This is a genomic window from Candidatus Uabimicrobium helgolandensis (assembly GCF_041508025.1).
Classification (GTDB): Bacteria; Planctomycetota; Uabimicrobiia; order Uabimicrobiales; family Uabimicrobiaceae; genus Uabimicrobium; species Uabimicrobium helgolandensis.
Window position 1 is genome coordinate 2,456,145 of sequence record NZ_CP165719.1, and the last position, 20,417, is coordinate 2,476,561.

Sequence of the window (20,417 nt, forward strand, 5' to 3'; positions counted from 1 at the left end):
CAAATTAAGGAGTGTCGCAGTGTAAATATTTTGTTGAGCCACTTTAAAAATATGGCAAAAATTTAGATATTTCTTTATGTCACATCCTTAGGATGTGCCGACAAATACAAAATATTAAAGATATTTTAATGTAAAACACAAGTATATCAAATGGAAAAATTTTTCCTAGAAGGATTTTTATGCGTTTTTTTCACTTTTGTTTTTTACTGTCCTTTAGTTTACAGCTCTTTGCAGCTCCCAATAACTCTTATATTGTAGACAACAAAGATTTGGGAATATATACCATCCTTCCAGGAAGCGATTGGAAAGTATTTGAAGAAAGATCAGTAGAGCAATATGTATTTCTCTACATTTCATCATTATCAAAGTCGCGTTTAGCTTTAATGTCTTTTACTCCTGGAACATACAAAGATATGAATGAGCGTTCACGCGAACTAAGTAAATCAGCACATTGTAAAATACTCAAACTCGAAAATGTTATAATTGACAACAAAAAAGCACAACGTTTAATTTATAGTTTATACGGGTCACACGTAATAGAATTAGGTTTCGTACAAGGTTACGCATATACAATAATACAGCTCACTACAAATGTCGCCGTGTGGCAAACATCTTCACAAATCCAAAGTTGGGAAAATGTTTTTTGGCGTCTAAAGTGGCGCAAAAACAAACAACTATTTCGCTTATACGACCAAAGTTCCAAAAATCAAATAAAGTCTTTTTTAAACCCTACAACAGTTCTTTCTAAATGTCGTACTATTATAAAAGTAAATACCGCTAGCATTGATATAAATTGTTCTTTTAATGTACAACTGGAAACACCTCGCAAAATCACACTGTTTATAGGAATAGGACGTATACATGATGTATTATTTTCACCAAAAACTCGCTGTCGTTGGCAAATAGAAACTTCACCATATCCTGGGGTTCAAAAAATAATTATTTATAACAAACATCCACGTAAACATGTACAAATAAAAGCAAGCATTAAATATCAACGAGGAAAGTGCATAAAACTACATTTCCCCAGCGTTTCTCCAAACCCAATTTCCTACAAACATACAATACACTATTCTAAAAATTTATCGCTAGTAACAAATCATCTCCATTTGCAAACGTTGAGTATAGAAAACGGACTCAATGTTTGCCGTTACCAAGAAAATATCAATCAACATTCTCCATTTTGTTTATACATTGGTAAACAAACAGCTATTGAAAGAATTTCTCCCAAGAACAAACTAGTTGCTCTTGGAGTAGGTAAAGAAATTGTTTCAGAAGTGCGTAAAAAACTATTCATTTTGCAAAAATTACTCAACCAAAAAATTACATTTGACGTAGTTATAACCAATCAAGCGTTTTCTCATGGACATTTTTTGTACACGCCTTCCATCAAAAGCACTAAAGAATTGTCATTTATAAAAAGTCTAGCAATGCTATGGTTAACACATTTGCATAAAAATGTACGCTTAGGAATGGCAAATTATTTGGGATTAATTTATATCCTCAATTCACAAGGGGAGAAAGCTTATCATTCAAGCATAGATCGTGAATTCAAAAAATACACACAGTCTAATATCCTTAAAGAATATGCACTTGCTCATCCATTAAGTATTACTCATCCCAAAGTCACTACCGCAAAGTTTTCGTTTGTACTAAACATGCTGAGAAATCGTTTACAAGATAAAGAATTTGAAATCATCTGGCAAAAAATAGTACATGATAAAAAAATACATAGTTATGAAGATATTCTAAAAACATTTTCCATTTCTTTTTTAAATCAATGGTTTTTTCGCGCTGGTTATCCTCGTTTACACATAAGTTGGTCTCAAAAGAAAGTGCAATTATTAGTAAACATACATCAGCAAATAAAAGGTTCACCATTCGTATTTACAGGCGAAATTTATATTGTTTGTGAAAAAAAAACATATACAATGCCTGTAACAATAAATCAACTTCACCAGCGCTGGTTCATTGCAAGTGAAGATAAAGTAGAAAATGTCTATTTTAAATACAAGTAATACCAAGACTAGAACGCTGAAGAGAAAACTATTCGGTGTTCTAAGTGACTTGACAAAAGTAGTTACCCGTTGAATGCAGGTCTTTATTTTTATAGCTAGGCGCGACGATGGCGCACAGCCGTAGCTGCGTAACTGAGGAGCAACAAAGCTAGAAAATTAAAGAACAAAATGCCAATGGTAAATACTTTTGGCAGGTCACTTAGTTAAAAAGTAAAGAAAAACAAACCACAGAAATCGCAGAGAAATCTTTACCTGCGTGGTTTAATTTTTCAAGAAATAAAACTAGGCGTATTAAATATGTTCTAGTAATTTGATGTAAGTAATATGACGTGTTAGGAAAAAAATGACGAAAAAATTACCAGTCACAATTTTATCTGGATTTCTTGGAGCAGGGAAAACCACATTACTCAATCATATATTGAGTAACCAACAAGGAAAAAAAGTTGCTGTTATCGTAAACGACGTAGCCAAAGTAAATATTGATGCCGAAATACTAAAAAACAACCAAGTGCAAGTCAATGATAGCAAAGAAGAGTTTATCGAAATTTCAAATGGTTGTATTTGCTGTTCACTAAGAGCCGATTTGTTATCTCAAGTACGTGACCTTGCTGCGCAAGAAAAATTTGATTACTTGCTAATTGAATCAACAGGTGCTTCTGAACCTTTGCCAGTTGCGGCAACATTCGCTTATGTTGATGATAGAGGATTTAGTCTAGCTGATATTGCCAATTTAGATACTCTTGTAACAGTAGTGGATGCAGCTCGACTTGCTAATGATTTTTATAGCGTAGAAATGTTAAAAGATCGCGACAAATCAACAAACAAAGAAGACGAACGCTCCATCGCCGACCTAATGGTTGAACAAATCGAATTTGCCAATGTAATTATTCTCAATAAAGTAGACCTACTTGACAAAGAACAACACCAGCAAGCTATGCAAATCCTTCGTCTGTTGAATGGCAAAGCAAAAATACTAACTTGTAACTACTCACAAGTAAATCTAGATGAAATCATGAACACCGGTCTTTTTGACTATAATGAAGCGCAAGATTTCGCTGTATGGATGCAAGAAATACAAAACCTAAAAGGACATAAATTAGAAACAGCAAAATACAATATAAAAAGTGCTGTGTATCGTAGTGTATATCCTTTTCATCCACAAAAATTATTTTCTTTTTTAAAAGACAATTCTCTAGGAATCGTGCGCTCTAAAGGATTCTTTTGGATTGCCTCGAAACCAGAATTTGTTGGCGAACTTTCTCAAGCAGGAAAAATGATTACAGCCCGTCCGATAGGCATGTGGTGGGCAGCACAACCTGAAGAAGATTGGCCGCAAGAGGAAAAAGAAGTCGCTGAAATCAAAACAAACTGGCATAAAGTATTTGGTGATAGACGCCAAGAATTAGTATTTATTGGCGTTGGCTTAGATGCAGACAAAGTCTTAAAAAGAATAGATAGCTGTGTGATCAAAGAAGAACGCATGGACACTAAAAATTGGGGAAAATTAAACGACCCTTTTCCTTGGGATGTAAAGTAATTCACAGCAAACCAACAATAGCCTTGAAATACTCGCGATTTTCGTATATCTTTGAATATGAAAGCCTTACGACTACCGCGAGTATCAATCATTTAAACTCATATAACAAAATTTCTTACTTTACAGAAAAATTTTTTACTACGCGTAGTCCAATATTATTGCGCTTTTCATTGCGCGGAACGTAAAGAGTGAATGTTGGGCTACACTGTATTCCTGGCGAATACCAACCTCCTCCGCGAATCATTTTTGTTCCTGGCTGAATCCCCTCATTCGTACACCATTCAAATACATTACCCAACATATCATGTAAACCGAAAGCATTTGGTTGAAGAACTCCGACAGGTACTGTTACTGTTCCTTCCTTTTCCCAATCAACTTTATTAAACCGCTTTCCTTTTTTTCGCAATTTTGAATCCCAAAACTCTGCGCAAATGACGTTCTGTGGTTGCCAATTATTTCCCCAATAATAAACTGTTTTTGTTCTTGATCGACATGCATATTCCCACTGCTTCTCTGTTGGTAACTCAAATTCCCATTTTTCACAAAACTCGTTTGCTTCAACCCAACTTATGTTTTCAACAGGTCTTTTTTCACTTTTGGGAAGTTTTGTAAATTGCGAAGGGTTCTTACCTTGAGATCGCAACCAAATTTCTTGTGTAATTTCACCTTTTGACATCATAAACGGCTCTATGCTTTCTGGTGTAGGAATTAATACGAAATAAATCCCCGTTTTTTTATGTATATATTCTCTTACTATGTTTTCTGTTTCTCTCCACTTGTAAAGTTTTTTTCCGAGATAATGAAACTCAGATGACTTAATAAGTACTTTCCTACTATTTCGACTCTTACTAGAGGTATTTTTTACAGTGTTATTATTAGAGTCATTTCTACTATTTGGATTCTTACTAGGGGTATTTTTTACAGTATCATTTTTACTTCTATTTTTTATGCGATTGTTTTTATTGGTATTTTTAGTTGTTGTCTGAGGATTACTTGTATTTTTTCTACTGCGTACCTTTTCTGATATTACCATTCGTAAAAAATGACGATAATATTTTTTTATTGTAAAAAATGCTAGAATAGAGATTAAAGCAATAAACACTATTAGCGAAATTTTCCGTAAAAAAGTTGACTTTTTGACTTTTTGGCGAACAGCAGGCTCTTTTTTTTCTTCGTTTTTCGGTGTACTATTCGAATCGTTGATTTGTTGTAAATTTTCTTGAATAACAGAAATTTTTGTTGCCGTTTGCGAAGTATTTGAGGTCATTTGATTTTGAGAAACAGTTCGATCGGCGCTTTGTTGCGCGGATACTGTTTTTAGCGACGCGGTATCTGCGCTTGAAGTATTCTCTCGCGCACGCTGTACTGGTTTACTAGTAGAAATAGTAAAGTCTGTATTGGAAGCCGCAGACTTTAGCGAAGAAAATGCATCAACACAATCTTTTGCAGATGGACGCGCTGTAGCTTCTTTACGTAAACACATATCAACAAGTGAACAAATCGCAGGATCAACATTTAGTTCATTACATTGTGAAAGAGGCGCTGGGGCGTTGTTCATTATCTTTACCATGAGCTGTGTCATATTTGTAGCAATAAAAGGAAATTCACCACTAATAAGTTTGTACATAATAACGCCTAGTGACCAAATGTCTGTTGCTAAATAAGCTTGACCATTGAGAGCTTCTGGGGCAGCATATTTAGGTGTATACCCACCTTTTAGAGAACGCAACGATTCTGTCATATAGGTCATTTGCGAAGTTCCAAAGTCGGAAATTTTGATATCATCGTTATGCAGCAATATGTTTTGTGGTTTCAGATCTCTATGAATAAGGTGATCTGGTTGTAAAGTGTGGGCTGCAAGTAAACCGCTTGCAATTTGATATCCCCAATTTTTAATGTCATGAGCGTTATACGGTTGAGCCATACGCTCTGCGAGAGTTCCCTGGTTGCAAAATTCCAACGCTAAATAGGGTTCGGAAACACTATGCCCAATGACTTTTACTACATAAGGTGATATTGCCAAACGCGCCGTAAGTAGTGCTTCTTCAGAGAATGCTTGGCCAATAGCCATTTTGGCCCACATTTCCCCTTCTGTGCCATGTTTTCCCTCTTCTTGGGCATATTGCTTAATTATATTTTCCGCCGGCTTTTTGATAGCGACAAATCGTTGTTTTTTTGAATGTTTATGCACCTCGAAACCTAAGTAGACGGTCCCGAAAGCCCCTTTTCCTAATTCACGTAAAACACCGTAGTGTCCAATAAATTTAAAGACATTATGGATAGGTTGCCAAGCTTGATTGGCAGTACGGCACATGTTATTTGTGTCAATTTGTTTCGCAATAATTTTTGAAAAAATTTGCGTGGTGTCTAGTTGTTCACCGCTTTGCAATTCCCAGTGTTTTTTTTGCGTTAAGTCCATTGTCAAATCCTAAGTTATTATTTGTTTTATTTACTAAGTTTATTCATTTGATAGCTTTTTCAATACGAGTGATTTCGCTAAGACCATTTTTCTGTTGCGCTTGACTGAGCCTTATTTTCCAGTCGAAAATCACCTATTTCTGCAAATAATACATTAAATATACTTTATTCGTGCCACCAATTTTTTTTGAAACTGATAGTGGTTGTTTAACAATCTCAAATTTTTCATAGTCTACTTTTCTTTTGATTCTAGCTTCGCTTGTTCGCATCTATTTATTGCATCAGTAGCGTATATAAACGGCTGAAATTGTATGTATATTTTCATATAATTAATTGCTTTATCATACATTTTCTGCTGTTCATATAGTATAGCTCGATCATAATAAAAATCGAGCTGATCGCGCAGGGAAAGTCGATGTTGTTTTGCTTGATCAAAGTGATATTTTGCTTTTTGGATATTTTTGTTAGTATAGATACTACCAAGCAAAATGTGCGCGGTACCAGAGTTTTTATAATCATCTATTATTTCGTACGCTAAAAATTGCGCATTCTTGACGTTCTTCCCCTTATACCAGCGCATTAAAGCGATTTTTTCTTCTAATATAATTTCTTTTGTGAACCACGGTGCAAGTTCTTTTGCTTTTGCTAAGTTATAAATAGTACCGTTATAAAGGTTTTGGCTTCTGTAATATTTTGCCATATAAAAATACACAAAATAATAATCGCCTAGTTTTTGGCCTAGTTCTTTAAGCGTAGCCAAACCTGTGTTTGGGACAGCTTTTTTATGAATTATTGTTCCTAAGAAATCAAAGGCATAACGATAAATAATTGCACTATGGTTTTGTTCTTTTTTTAATATTCCAAAAGCCAAGTCACATGCTTCTTTCCAGATACTAATATGCGCTGCGAATTCCAGTTTTTTTGGATTAAGCATTTTCCGGTATATTGCTAGTTTTAAAAAAGGAGTTTTTGCATATTTGATAAGTTTGTACGCTTCGTTTACTCTGTTTACTTCAAAGAAGTAGAGTGCTTTTTCTTCGTTACTAAGTGGAAGAGCGCTAAAGTTTTTACCACCAATACTATTTATCATTTGTTGCCAGATATCACACTCTTTTTCAAGTCTAAGTTTTGCATTTTTATAATATTTTTCATTTTTATGTTCCTTAACCCACTGTAGTGCTTGGTTTAAAGATTCCTGGGCTGCTTTTTTGTTTTTTTTAATAATAAATAAACGTACTTTTTGAAAAAACATACGTTCTCTATGTGTGTTAAAAAAATTGTTTTCTAAAAAAGTTAAGTGCGGTAAAGCGGCACTGTATTCTTCCTTAGAAATTAAAGCGCACGCCATGTTGTAATGCCCAAAAGGAGAGTGAGGGTTTTCTTTCAGCTCTGCTCTAGATAAAGCTATTACCTCCGAATATAAATAATATTCCATATAAAAATTTGCGAGTTGAGTATAAAAGTGAAAATTAGGTTTTAATGCAATGGCGTGGAGTAGGTTTTTTTCTTTTAGCCATCTAGACTGAATATCAAAAGATACCGAAAAATGATGTTGAGCCAAAGTTGCTTTTTCTGAGTGCTCTTTAAATATCATTTGTTTGGTCTTGGAAGGCTTTTTGCCATTTTTCTTTTCGTTTTCAATTTCTTCTAGTGTTTTTAAAGAATAAATTTCTTTAGCACTTTGGAATCTTTTGTATTCATTACTTGATCTATCTAATTTAGATAACCATGCATCACAAATCTTTTCAAAGTTGATTTCAGGTTTTTGGACGAAAGAACCATGTTCAACTTCGGCAATCATTTCTAAAAAACTATAAGCTATTTCGCAATTTTCTTGAGAAAAATTTTGTCTTTTTGCTCTCTGTAGTATTTGCTTTGCTACGTCATAGAGCTGATTAATCCAATTATGATTTATGGACTTTTGATTGAAGTCAACATCTTGGGATGTCGCCATAAAATTTCGAATTTCTTCTGGCCATGCCTTTCTATTTTGAAGTTTAGCTCTTTGGGATAGCATATTTATTTTTTGTAAAGAAAGAGTCTGTTTTTTGTTATACCATGGTAATAAAACAGTGTTTGTTTCTTGGTATAATGGCTTTTTAGAACCTTGAAAAATTATAAATAAAAAGTATATTGAAAACAAAAGAGCGAGAGTTTCTAGTCTCCATATAGAAAATCGCTTGTAAAATGCCGACAAGTTAGAAGATTTTCCCCATAAAGGCCTACCAACTAGAAAATTTTGCAAATCCCGCGCTAAAAATCTGGCATTGGCATAACGTTTATCTGCTGTTTTTTGTATACATTTTAGACAAATTATTTCTAAGTCAGGAGAAATCAATTTATTAATTGTTCGCGGCTTTATTGGCTCTTCGTTCATAATTTGGTAGAAAAGCGAGACATAATTTTTTTCATTAAACGGTAATTTATTTGTTAAAGAACGGTAAATAGTCACCCCTAATGCATATATATCTGCCCGTTTATCTATTTTTTCTTGTTGTAACTGCTCTGGAGCCAGATATGCTGGAGTACCTTGAATACCACTCTGAGAAGCGTTTAAAGTATGACGGTCTTTTGCTAAACCAAAATCCATAATTTTTGGCTCGCGATTTTTAGTAATCATTATGTTGTCAGGTTTTATATCACCATGAATAATTCCCTTTACATGAGCATGATATAAGCCCATTGCAACTTTAGATATAATACGTGCTATTGCTTGTTGACTTAATTCTTCATTAGCAATTATTTGCGAAAGAGTTTCACCTTCTATATACTCCATTGTAAAGTAATAAGTAGGATTTACACCAGCTTCGAAGAGGCGAACAACGTTGTCGTGGTTTAAATTTGCAATAGCCTTGACTTCCCGTAAAAACTGCTTGTGCTCTTTTTCTCCTATAAAACTTGCTTGTAATACCTTTAAGGCAACATAACGCTGTAAACGCTTGTCAAATGCTTTATAGACGACGCCCATTGCCCCTTTTCCTATAATGTTGTGAATTTGATACTGATTGAACATTTGACCTGGTAGTAAATTTATTATGTTTTTTTTGCCTAGTTCTTTTTTGCTTTTACTTTTCATGAGTTAGTTTTCTTTTTTCATAAAGCTCTAAAGCATGTAATTTTTTTTGTTTTATATAATTATGAAAAATAGGTTGTAAGTACATTGCATTTCCCCAATGAACAATTGCCTCAAGGTATTTTTTTTGGTGAAATAAATAGTTTGCGTACGTCATAAAAAAGCAATAATCGTTGCTTGCAGTTTTCAAATACTCTAGGTGACTGCCGATATTAATATTACTTTCTGCAAATAAAGAAATAATGTTCAGAGTAGTAATAAATTTTTCTGTCCCTCCTGTAACATTTTTTTCCTTGAAAAGACTATCAAATTTATCTTTTGAAAACTTCGATTGATTCTGTTGTAACTTTGCGCGATATAAATTTATTCTTAAACGTTGTATTCTTGAATTAATACGTGATTTTTTGTTCTTATCCTGCATTTCTTGTGTTTTGAAGAGAAGCTCTGCTTGCTTTATATATTCCGCAGCCAAATCGAATTCTCTTTTGAGAGTATAGAATGTAGAAATTCTTATCGAAGCATGTACGTCTTGTGATTTCGTTTTTCCTATGGCTCTTTTGAGGAAATTATTTGGTCTTTTTTTCGATAATTTATTGAGAAGAACTAGAGCTTGGCGATCTTCATTGATAAGAAAGAGATACTCACACTTAAGCAATAACACTTCGGGTTTGTTATAAACTTCTAGTTTAGAAAATAAGCTATCTAGTTTAGAAAATTTTCTCTGCTTCATAAGTATTTTAATCAGTAGAATATCTGATTCTATGAGAAATGGATTGATTTTTTGTAAATGGTTGTGAAGGCAAATCGCTTCTTCATAGAATTCTATTTTAGAGTACACTTCCATGAGCTTCAAATAAACTTGTTCTTCAAAAGGAATCATTCTTAGAGCTTTATGTAGATATTTTAAAACCAAATTAAGCGTAGCACCTTCTTGATGAGCTAAAAATAAATTTCCATAACCTGAAAAAGTTAAATTGTTTTGTTTCGGATTTTTAGTTTTTCTCTGTAAAAAAACATTGGCAATTTCTTCAAAGGCGCGGAGTTGTTTTTGCATATGTTGATATCGCGGTAATTTCCCACTTGTTAATAATTTTTCATTAAGCTTTTCGATCTTGATTTTTAATCTTGTTGCAATATTTTTCTTTGTAAAGTTATTTGTTATTAGCCTTACAACATCTATATGTATAAGTTTGTACTTAGCATATAAGATAAAATAGTCAAAATCTTCATCTTGCTTTTTGAGTAATTTGGTAGATTTTTGTAGAGCAGTAATTTTTTTTATATACTTTGTTAAAATAGACATTGAATTTTGTTTTGTGTCTCTGTTTATCTGACGTTTTTGATATAACAACTGTGCTTGGTTGTACAGCTGTAGGTATTGAAACGACCTTTGCCGTGGCTTTGATTTACAAAATTCAGCCAGTTTTTCATAATGGTTGAGGTTTTCTCCTTCTATGAACTGTCGCAACGATTCGCGAGGAGCATTTATAAATCTTTGTCTATTCTCATTAGCATAACTGAACAACAAGACATTCAAACACAACAGTAGTAGCAACCACTTTTTTCCTGCAAGTTTTCGGAGTTGGTGCGAAACTGTGCGCAGGTTATTTTTCTGAGCGGTAATTGGCTTTTTTTCGATAAAATTGCGCAAGTCAGTTGCTAGTTCTTGGGCATCATTGTATCTAAGAGAAGGTTTTTTTTCTAAGCATTTTAAGCAGATTGCTTGCAAATCTTTAGAAATGTCATTGTTAAAACGTCGGGGCGCGGTTGGAATTGTATGTAAAATATCAAAGAAAAGAGAGACAAATGATTCATCTCGAAAGGGCGACTGTTTGGTGAGTATATAGTATAATGTTGCCCCCAGAGAATAAATATCTGCGCGCGCATCAATTTTTGTTCCTTGGACTTGCTCAGGAGATAAATACGCTGGGGTTCCCACAATATTACCTGTTCGCGAAATGCTACTTTGTATTTCATTATCTTTTGCTAAACCAAAATCGGTTATTTTAACTTGGTGTTTCTCTGTTAGTAAAATATTATCAGGTTTGATGTCGCGGTGGATAATTCCTTTTTGATGAGCACAGTGAAGACCAAGAGATACTTGCTCAAAAATAGCGGCGATTTGCGCGTGCGCAAAATTGTGAAAGCTTTTGTGTTTTAAGGTTTTTCCCTCAATATATTCCATTGCATAGTACAAAGTGGGCTGTTCGCCTACTTCATATAACCGCACAATATTTTCGTGTTCCAATCGCGAAATAGCACGCACTTCTTGCAAAAAACGCTTGCGGTCGTCATTAGTAATAATACTTCCACTGATAAATTTAAGTGCCACGATTCTATTTGTAATACTGTCACGTGCTTTATATACTTTTCCCATGCCACCTTCACCAATTTTTTGCTGTATTTCGTAGTGAAGAAAGACTCTTTCTTTTTCTATGTTCATTTGTTTTGTAGGTTCTGCGGTTATTTCTTGTTGTGTCTGGTCGTCTACAGTTTTAGAAGGTGTGTTTGGTGAGAAAATAAAAGATTGTGGTAACAGTTGCTGCTGCGTAGAAAAAATTTGCTGCCAACGTTGCTCATTTAGGTAGCGATGTTCTATTAGCCAATTTTTTAAAGGAATATGTGACAATTCTCGGAGGTAATTAGAAGCTTGTTGTGGGGTAATAATTCCAATTGTAATTAACTTTTTGAGTTTTTCTTTCTCCATCCTTTTCCCCTTGGAATTTATTCCAAAATTTAATTGGCTCAAACACGCCAAATATTTACTCGTATTGTTATTTAGGGGTGGTAGAAAATTTGGTATATTGTTTTCCACTACACTCTCTTAGATATTACCATTTTTTTTTTACGGTAACAAGTAGTAATGAATGTGTCATGTTGTCAAACTCTAACATTTTATTGTAATTTTTACTGCTGTTAGCTATGATATTCGTCCATAATAAGAACATTCTCCATGTTGGGCTCCTCCACTAGAGCGTGTCAAAACGCCCAATCTAAAATAGAATAGAAGAAAGAAATGCTATGCCAAAAAAAATAACTAAAGGACAAGGATGGACTTTTGTGTCTGCTGATTCAGAAAACTGCGATCAGTCAAAGGTTGTATCACTATCCCCTGGGGAACAGCAAATAAAAATTTTTTTAGCTAAACGCAAAAAAGGAAAAATTGTTACTATAATTGATAATTTAGTACTAAAAGAAAAAGAATTGAAGTCTTTAGGCAAAAAACTCAAAGTTGCTTGCGGAGTAGGTGGGACTACAACAAAAAGCCACATTGAATTACAAGGAGACTGTTGCGAAAAAGCAAAAATTTGGCTACAAAAAAATAATTGGGGAGTTAACTAATGAAAAAATGGCATGTGGTGCGTATATTTATATCTTCTACTTTTCGCGATATGCACGCTGAACGCGAAGAAATTGTCCGCGGAGTTTTACCAGCACTGCGCGAAGCATGTCGCAAACGTCGTGTGCTTATTGAAGATATAGATTTAAGATGGGGAGTTCTTGAAAATCAAATGGCAGTGGATGTCTGTCGTCAAGAAATAGATCGCAGTACTATCTTTGTTTGTTTGCTAGGAGAGCGCTACGGCACTATTCCTGAAAATAGTAATATTTCTATTACTCATGATGAAATCCAATACGGGATTTTTGATGGTAAAAATACACGAAAAAGTTTTTTTTATCTTCGCGAGCCTCAAGCAAGCGAGCAAGTCCCCGAAACACATAGGAAAGACTTTTGGGAAGTTCCTGGTTCGCAAGAATCCAAAAAATTAATAGAACTTAAACAACAAATAAAAGATAGTGATCTCGCTACTTCTGAATATAACTGTTCGTGGGATCAAAATAAAATTTGCGCTTGGAATGAATCACAAACAGGTTGTTTTTCTGAACTTCAACAGTTTTCGCAAAAAATGTTCCAAGATTTGTGGGAAGAAATAGACCGTCAGTATCCTAGTGATCGCAATGATGTGTTTACTACAGATGAACAGCAAGCAATGGACTACTTTATTGCTCTGAATACTAAGGTCTATGTTGGACGTAGTAATTCTTTTGAGAAACTTCACAACTTCATTAACTCTCCGCATAACTACTTAATGGTTACTGGTGAATCAGGAAGTGGAAAATCGGCATTTTTAGCTAAATTTTGTAGTGAATTCTCTCAACAACAAGAACAGCTTTTGTATCATTTTGTTGGTGCCAGTGCAACATCGACAGATGTTAGTAGGCTTTTACAACGTCTTTGTTACGCACTTAGCGAGAAAGAAAATATCCTTTACAATCGCGACTATCATAAACTTCGCAAACTTTTTGCCGATCTTCTACGCAACACCAACAAGAAAATAGTGATTGTTATCGATGCAGTAAATCAACTTCAAGATTTCTATGAAGCTCATCATTTACACTGGTTACCTGATGATTTACCTGAAAACATCAAATTCATTATTAGCACATTACCAGGAGAGAGCAAAAAAGCCTTACAGAATAGATTTAGGGCAGAGACTTGTCACCTAGAGCCACTCAGCAAAGACGATCGCAAAAAGTTTATTGTCGATTACTTAGCTCAGTATGGCAAGGTTCTTGACGATGAAAGCGTCGATTTCCTAGTGCAAAAAAAAGAAAGTGCACACCCTCTTTATTTGAAAGTAGCCTTAGAAGAGTGTAGAACACTAGGAGGGAATGATATATATCATCAAATTCGCGAAGTTCTCGCTAATTTACCTCAAGATGTGTTAGGACTTTTTGCGCGTATGTTCGAACGTTTAGAAAAAGACGTTATGTTTGGCCAAAAGTTTGTTCGAAAATTTTTGTGCGCGTTAGCAACAGCAAGAGGAGGACTACAAGTAGGTGAACTGCGTATAATGTTACGCAGAGAAGACGAAGAGCAATTACCTGCTCTTATTTGGGCGCGTTTATACCACTTATTTTCTTCTTATTTAGTTATGCGTGGCGAGAGACTAAATTTCTTTCACCAACAAGTTTATGAAGCTGTAGAACAGAAATATAGTAATTTCACCAACAATAACCATAAGTTTTTAGCTCAATTTTTTATGGAGCAAGGTTTTAGTTATCATCGCACTCTTTACGAAGCTGTTTACCATTTGACTTCCTCGAAACAATGGGGAGAAACATTTAAAACTTTGACAACTCTTGAATTCATTGAGAATAAATGTACTTATGCTATGACTTACGAATTGCTACAAGATTTCGATATTGCAGTAGAACAAATGCCTGTAGGAATTGGTCGCGATTCTTTAGAAGAATTGAAACAAGCTTTGTTAAACGAATATCACAATATTACACGTTTCCCTAACCTAGTTTTCCAACAACTGTTCAATCGTTGTAACGAGAATGTAAATTTAAAAAAGTTATGGGAAGAAGGGCAGGATAAATATCAAAGTAGGCTTGTCACTTTAAATGCACGTCATCCTAAGCAAGTTGCTCAAGATTCCCCATTGTTACAAACAATGCCTAATAACGAACATGTTGTTTTGACAGTGGCTGGCCACCCTCGTAGTACATTGTGGATTTCAGGTGGAACAGACAACGAAATTAAAGTTTGGAGTTCGCAGAATAGGCAAATTTTACGAACTCTTTGTGGACACAATGATATGGTAACAACTCTTTCTTTGTCCAAAGATGAAAGAATTATTGCTTCGGCGAGTCGCGATCGAACTATTCGCACGTGGAATGCTGCAAATGGCGACGAGCTGCAAAAAATGACTGGACATAATCCGACAACAACCAGTTTAGCTTTTTCGCAGGTAAACAATCAGCTATTGTCTACAGGTATGGATAAAAAATGTATTTTGTGGGACTTTCATCACGGAAAAAGACTCAAAGAAATCGAACTACCACATGAAATTACTTGTGCGATTTACAACCATGATGAAACCGAAATTATTTGTGGTTGCAAAAATGGTGATATTTATATTTTGAGTAGTGATCTCGAACTAAAACAAGAAATCAATGCCCATCCAAAAGCAATATACTCTTTAACAATAACTGATAACGGAAATAATTTGGCCTCAGCAGGAGAAGATCAATCCATTAAAGTGTGGGATCTTCCTTCTTATACTCTAAAGCATAACATTGAAGAACATGACGACTGGATATATAGTTTGCAAATTTCTCCAAAACAAAACTATCTAGTCTCAGCAAGTGGTGATAAAACACTTAAAATTTTTGATATAGAGAGTGCTGAATGTACAGCAACGCTATTTGGCCATAGCGACTGGGTTCATAAAGTAATTTTCATAGATGAAACAACTATTGTTTCAGGTAGCGAAGATGCAACTATTCGCTTTTGGGATATAACAAGAGCTAAGCCTGAGGAGCGCGTAGGACATCGCGATCATATTTCCTCTATTTGTCTAAATAAAAAGACTTCGCAAATTATGACCGCTAGTTTCGATAAGAAAATTATGTTATGGGATGTTTGCGGTGATTTTATAGAGGTTTTTGCAACGACAAATAAAGCTTTACAAAAAGCCATTTATTCACCTGATGGAGAAAATGTTTTAGCAGTGGGAGATGATTCGATCATTCATTTATGGAACACCAATGATCGCAGCGAAAGACAAATAAATTCTGGGCAAGAAATTCGTATATTTTCTGCTGATTTTTCCATAGATGGCAAAAAATTCGCTTCCGCTAGTCGCGACTATAGTGCGAAAGTATGGAACGCTGTTAGTGGAGATGAGTTATTAAAGTTAAAACAAGAAGATAGTATTGAAGATGTACAATTTTCAAAAAACAATAAGTACATTGCAACTTGCGGACGAGATAAGCATATTTGTGTTTGGGACGCGGAAAGCGGCGAGAAAATAATAAGGTACCTTGCTCATCAATTACCAATAGAACAAGTTCATTTTGCAAATAATGATGAATGGATTGTTTCAGCAGGTTTAGACAATAGTGTTAAGGTTTGGGAATGGCGCAATCAACTTTTGATGATAGATTGGCCACATCCTGCATCTGTCTATTGTTTAGATGTAAATGAAGACGAACGTTTTTTAGTGAGCGGTAGTTCTGACAAAACGGTACGCATTTTTGACACTAAGTTTCAAAAAGAAGTCGCAATGTTTGTTGCTGAAGGAATGGTCAATTCCGTTAAGATATATAACAACTTAGTTGTTGTTGGAGACGAAGGTGGGGTTCTGTATTTTTGTAATATCGATGCGCTAATAAACTCTTAATTCTCAAATTATTGCGCTCTTCAATTCAAGTGACACTTTGATTTTATAGATATTGCTAAGGTTACCATTATTCAAAATGTTTTTTCGAGCCCGAGAAAGGTATAGCTCGGCTACTGTTAACTAAAAGAAATAGTGTTATTGTCATGAAAGCAGTAGGGCGTATCATCATTCAATACAGATAAAAATATAACGGATTCATTTAATGATACGCCAGTAGTATTGAGCCCGAGCCCGTTTGCGAGCCCGCGCCCGAAAACTTTTTGAGAGCGACAGAAAGTGATTTATTGGTTCAATACTAGTTTTTTGCGATGGAAAAAGAAACTTTGCTTCTTTGATAAATTGTTAGTGAAAGTTTCGGAAACGGGCTCGCAAACGGGCTCGGGCTCGAAAAAACACACAATATTTTGAATGATGACACGCCCTAATTTCAGCATAATTTATTCAAATTTTTATATGCCTGGGTACCTGCTTTTACACACAGCTATCAAGTTGAGAGTATAATTTTTATACTTTTTAACTTGATAGCTATGTGCTCTTACAGGAATAACAAGGCAAACATGCTATTGCAAGCCTTACAACATAAGAGATAATTCTTTGTTAAACCTTATAGAGCCTTTGATTTTCTTACTTTGTAATGCACCGTATAGGTGACCTCAGGCCGTAATTCAGAACATTTCTAATTACTATAACTTTATTTCTTTCCATTTTCCACGGTACCATACAATAGCAAAAATAATGCTTTGCAAAGCGCGATATCCTGCCTGACAAAGCCAAATCCCAAGTAGACCAAAGCCAGCAACAGGGCCAACATAATATGCTAAAGGTAGAAATAATATCCACTGAGTGACAAAAGAAGTAATCATTACAACATTACTTGCTCCTGCTCCTAACAATGCATTTATTAGGACTAAACCTATAGCCTCAAATCCTATAGTTGCCCCTACTAGAATCATCGGTATTTTTGCCAAACTGACTGTTTCTGGATTGATAATAAATATAGATAAAATAGTTTCAGGGATAATCCACATTGGTAGTCCAAGTACAAACAGCACAGAACAACCTATTTTTGTTACATCCCAACCCCACTGCTGCGCATCTTGCGGATCTTTTTTTCCTAGTGCTTGACTTACTAGAGTTGCCGCAGAAATTCCGAAAGCAATACCAGGAAGAATGCATACTAGAGTAACATTAATCAGAACAGATGCCGCAGCAACTTCCGACGGGCCTACTAGTCCTATAATCCAAAATGTCGCTGTAAATCCTGCAGCAAAAGCAAATTGCTGTAGTCCATTTGGAATAGAAAGAGATAGTAGCGATCGAAAAGTTTGCGGATCGGGGCGTCCTTTTAAAAATCCATTATCTCGCGCATAGCGAAAGCCAAGCGAAAAATAACAAACTGTTCCAATTACAGTAGAGATTGCAGTTGCAAGTCCTGCTCCTGTGACTCCCAGTTCTGGTGCACCGAAGTTACCAAAGATAAAAATATAATTGAGAAAAATATTCGTGCTATGCATAATAATAAGTGTTGACATGTATAATCGAGATAAATCGACAGCGTTCCAATAACCGCGGAAAGCATAATTTGTTCCTACAAATATCATAGATAAAATGCGGATTTGCATATATGGTACGCCTAAGGCAATAACATCTGCATCCGAATTGAGGTAAGGGTATAGACTTTCTACTGCGAAATAAAGAATCGCAGAAAGTGGAATACCTGCCATAATGACCAACATAATTCCACCATTAAGGGATTTCGCCATTTCATCCTCGCGGCCTTCGCCTTTTCTCCGCGCGGCAATTGTCTGTACACCTGTTGAGATACCTAAAATAATTGCTTGGCACATAAAAATAGCAAACCCGCCTAAACCTACAGCAGCAAGAGCTGCATCTCCTAACTGTCCAACCATCGCAGTGTCTACAAGATTTAGAACGTTTTGCGAAATCATCGCTCCGATAATTGGAAGCGATAAACTTAAAATTCGGTTAACTCGGTTTGATTCCATATATTTAACTACCATAAAAAGATTTTGTTTTTAGCAAATTTTGTCACAAAATGTTACAATAGAATAGGATGTTCCTATGTAAATTTATAGCCCACACTCGCCACTTTTATATATAAAAGTAACTTACAATGCAAAGAGTATTTGCGCTTGATCGCAACAAAAGCCTTCGGCTATTTTTACTCTCAGAAAGGAGATGCGAGGTTAAAATGGTTTCGATATTTGTTGTCTTTGCACCCAAGTAACGACTCCTTCCTGAAAATTTGGGACCCTCGCCACAATGTGATGAAAAATGTTATATTATTTCTAGTATTTACTGTACTCTTAACAGGTTGCATTTCCCAAAAAGTATTTCGTTATGAAGCGGAACCACAAGCAATAAGCGATCCACTAATGAACGCAAACGTTGTTGTTTTGCCATTTGCAGACAAGCGCGGCAACGACAACACCGATTCGCGTGGAATCACTCTTATTCCCTTAATGTTTTGGGGATCGCAAAATTTTGACGTTCCTGAAAAAGCGAAATGGACAGTTAGTGACAATCAGTGGTTATTTCTTGGTGGACATCGCGTTGCCCATCATCATAAAAAAGCAAATAAAAAAATCGCAAAATGGAATCCGCGTGAAGATATTGCTCGCGCAACTGCTGACGAATTAAGTGCGGCAAACGTTTTTTCGAAAACATATTTTGGAAAATCAATGAGAGGTTCTGATTTAATTTTGCAAGGTATTATCAACTCAAGTAATTACTACGGTATGTTTAATACTTACGGCGTTTCTCTTCTTAGTCCTGTATTTTGGGTACTAGGTGCACCAGTTACTATTAATAATAACACTCTCGATATTACCTTCCAGCTTAAAAACAGAACTGGTACAGTAATGTGGGAGAGAAATTATCGTAAAAAAGGTAGTACTTTTAGTTCAATATACTATATCAGCGAAGATTTTAAATTCAATGATTTGCTTAAAGATATTTTATTAGAAGCTACAGAAGACATACGTGCTGCACTCTCACATATGGATGCCCCTGCACCTGCACCTGTACAACCTCGTGCAGACGATGATTTGCAAGGTGAAATTCCTAGTGAAGAACAAGGCGAAGGTCTAGGAGAGCCCGATTTAGACGAGTTATTACAAGGAATTGATGCTACTGAAGAAGAAAAAAAAGCATTAGGTGATATTTTGAACGATTTAGAAGAAGAATAAGTAAAAATAGCTGATTTTACACAAAACATTTGTTCGTTTAGGAATGCGCCCTACCACTAGGGCGTACCGATACGCCTCAATGTTAGTTAGTGCACTACTATTGTTATTGATAAGGAGAATTTATGTTTCGCAAATTTTCAATCTTCCTGTTTGTTTTACTTTCGTTTTCACTAACAGGATGTTTAAAACAGTTTTATTCCTTGAGTTTCAACTCTGACTTATCTGGAACTTATGCCGTAAGAACAAAAATCGATTTAAATCAAATGTCTAGCTTTGCTTATAGTTATCTTTCTAAAATGGGTAAACAGCAACTACGAGGCGCGACTAAAGAGCAGTTCAAAACGATTTTTATGGCAAGAACACAGCAATTTAGTATGGACGAAGAAAAGAAGAACCTTGAAAAAGCCCTTCCTGAAGGTGTCAAAATTATCGAGGTAAAAAGCCAAAAACAAGGCGAAGTTATGATTATTGATATGAAATTTTCATTTGCAAATATTGCTGCCTTGACAAGCATGAATGATATGGATATCTCCGCTACCGAAATTGCCAAAAAATACTCAGCACAAATGGGTGGAAAAGTTCCTGGTGGTGGTATGGGAGGCGGTAGCAAAGGTCTTGAATTTAAACTTGATGTTGAGCAAAAAGGTGACTACGTTATTTTTCAGCAGCGTGCAGCAGAGAACGAGCAAAAATATTCACGAGATCAGTTACAAATGGTTGAAGGTATTATGCCAGGTCTTACTAAAGCACTAGAAGAGTCTTACACTCAACTTTCCATAAAAACTCCTAAAGGTTTTAAGGTAGTCAAACATAATGCTCCTAAAACCAAAAAGACCAAGAACTTTTGGAAAAAACGGTTTTTACCTAACGAAGAAAAACCAAATGAAGCTGTCTATTTAAAAATCAAGAAAAAGTAACTTTATAAATCGCTGTTGGATAAGATCATTTCTGTTTTTGTGTTATTAATCT

The 20,417-nt window shown here is 35.2% G+C and carries 10 protein-coding genes; 6 read left to right on the top strand and 4 right to left on the bottom strand.

Annotated features, from left to right (window positions below; all coding sequences use genetic code 11):
• The first annotated feature begins 179 nt into the window (after positions 1-179).
• Both UABHE_RS08985 and UABHE_RS08990 read left to right on the top strand, forming a co-directional pair.
• Complete coding sequence (locus tag UABHE_RS08985) at positions 180-2,018, top strand: hypothetical protein (protein ID WP_372369915.1); 1,839 nt, start codon at positions 180-182, stop codon at positions 2,016-2,018.
• Between the two features lie 343 nt (positions 2,019-2,361).
• Entirely contained in the window at positions 2,362-3,555 is a 1,194-nt protein-coding gene (locus UABHE_RS08990; protein WP_372369916.1) for a GTP-binding protein, read from the top strand.
• A gap of 115 nt (positions 3,556-3,670) precedes the next feature.
• Here the strand turns inward: UABHE_RS08990 and UABHE_RS08995 are convergent, their stop codons facing one another.
• The 3 genes from UABHE_RS08995 to UABHE_RS09005 all read right to left on the bottom strand — a co-directional run bounded on the left by UABHE_RS08995 (position 3,671) and on the right by UABHE_RS09005 (position 11,753).
• Positions 3,671-5,974 carry a protein kinase gene (locus tag UABHE_RS08995; RefSeq protein WP_372369917.1) on the bottom strand — a complete coding sequence of 768 codons (2,304 nt, stop codon included), beginning with the start codon at positions 5,972-5,974 and terminating at the stop codon, positions 3,671-3,673.
• A 231-nt stretch (positions 5,975-6,205) separates the two neighbouring features.
• Entirely contained in the window at positions 6,206-9,049 is a 2,844-nt protein-coding gene (locus UABHE_RS09000; protein ID WP_372369918.1) for a protein kinase, read from the bottom strand.
• Entirely contained in the window at positions 9,039-11,753 is a 2,715-nt protein-coding gene (locus UABHE_RS09005; RefSeq protein ID WP_372369919.1) for a protein kinase, read from the bottom strand. Before UABHE_RS09005 ends, UABHE_RS09000 begins: the two co-directional genes overlap by 11 nt.
• Before the next feature lie 314 nt (positions 11,754-12,067).
• Between UABHE_RS09005 and UABHE_RS09010 the strand changes: the two genes are divergently transcribed.
• Positions 12,068-12,388 (top strand): hypothetical protein, encoded by a 321-nt coding sequence (locus UABHE_RS09010; protein WP_372369920.1) that lies wholly within the window; start codon positions 12,068-12,070, stop codon positions 12,386-12,388.
• Positions 12,388-16,239, top strand: coding sequence for a DUF4062 domain-containing protein (locus UABHE_RS09015; RefSeq protein WP_372369921.1), 3,852 nt, complete (start codon positions 12,388-12,390; stop codon positions 16,237-16,239). Before UABHE_RS09010 ends, UABHE_RS09015 begins: the two co-directional genes overlap by 1 nt.
• A 683-nt stretch (positions 16,240-16,922) precedes the next feature.
• Here the strand turns inward: UABHE_RS09015 and UABHE_RS09020 are convergent.
• Entirely contained in the window at positions 16,923-18,245 is a 1,323-nt protein-coding gene (locus UABHE_RS09020) for an MATE family efflux transporter (RefSeq protein ID WP_372369922.1), read from the bottom strand.
• A 282-nt stretch (positions 18,246-18,527) separates the two neighbouring features.
• Between UABHE_RS09020 and UABHE_RS09025 the strand changes: the two genes are divergently transcribed.
• Both UABHE_RS09025 and UABHE_RS09030 read left to right on the top strand, forming a co-directional pair.
• On the top strand, positions 18,528-19,448 hold the full coding sequence (locus UABHE_RS09025) for a hypothetical protein (RefSeq protein WP_372369923.1): 921 nt from the start codon (positions 18,528-18,530) through the stop codon (positions 19,446-19,448).
• Between the two features lie 122 nt (positions 19,449-19,570).
• Positions 19,571-20,365, top strand: coding sequence for a hypothetical protein (locus UABHE_RS09030; RefSeq protein WP_372369924.1), 795 nt, complete (start codon positions 19,571-19,573; stop codon positions 20,363-20,365).
• The last annotated feature ends 52 nt before the right edge of the window (positions 20,366-20,417 follow it).

Coding starts and splice junctions, on each gene's coding strand:
- UABHE_RS09000 (WP_372369918.1), bottom strand. CDS start 9,049: ATGAAAAGTAAAAGCAAAAAAGAACTAGGCAAAAAAAACATAATAAAT.
- UABHE_RS09010 (WP_372369920.1), top strand. CDS start 12,068: ATGCCAAAAAAAATAACTAAAGGACAAGGATGGACTTTTGTGTCTGCT.
- UABHE_RS08990 (WP_372369916.1), top strand. CDS start 2,362: ATGACGAAAAAATTACCAGTCACAATTTTATCTGGATTTCTTGGAGCA.
- UABHE_RS09015 (WP_372369921.1), top strand. CDS start 12,388: ATGAAAAAATGGCATGTGGTGCGTATATTTATATCTTCTACTTTTCGC.
- UABHE_RS09020 (WP_372369922.1), bottom strand. CDS start 18,245: ATGGAATCAAACCGAGTTAACCGAATTTTAAGTTTATCGCTTCCAATT.
- UABHE_RS08995 (WP_372369917.1), bottom strand. CDS start 5,974: ATGGACTTAACGCAAAAAAAACACTGGGAATTGCAAAGCGGTGAACAA.
- UABHE_RS09025 (WP_372369923.1), top strand. CDS start 18,528: ATGAAAAATGTTATATTATTTCTAGTATTTACTGTACTCTTAACAGGT.
- UABHE_RS08985 (WP_372369915.1), top strand. CDS start 180: ATGCGTTTTTTTCACTTTTGTTTTTTACTGTCCTTTAGTTTACAGCTC.
- UABHE_RS09005 (WP_372369919.1), bottom strand. CDS start 11,753: ATGGAGAAAGAAAAACTCAAAAAGTTAATTACAATTGGAATTATTACC.
- UABHE_RS09030 (WP_372369924.1), top strand. CDS start 19,571: ATGTTTCGCAAATTTTCAATCTTCCTGTTTGTTTTACTTTCGTTTTCA.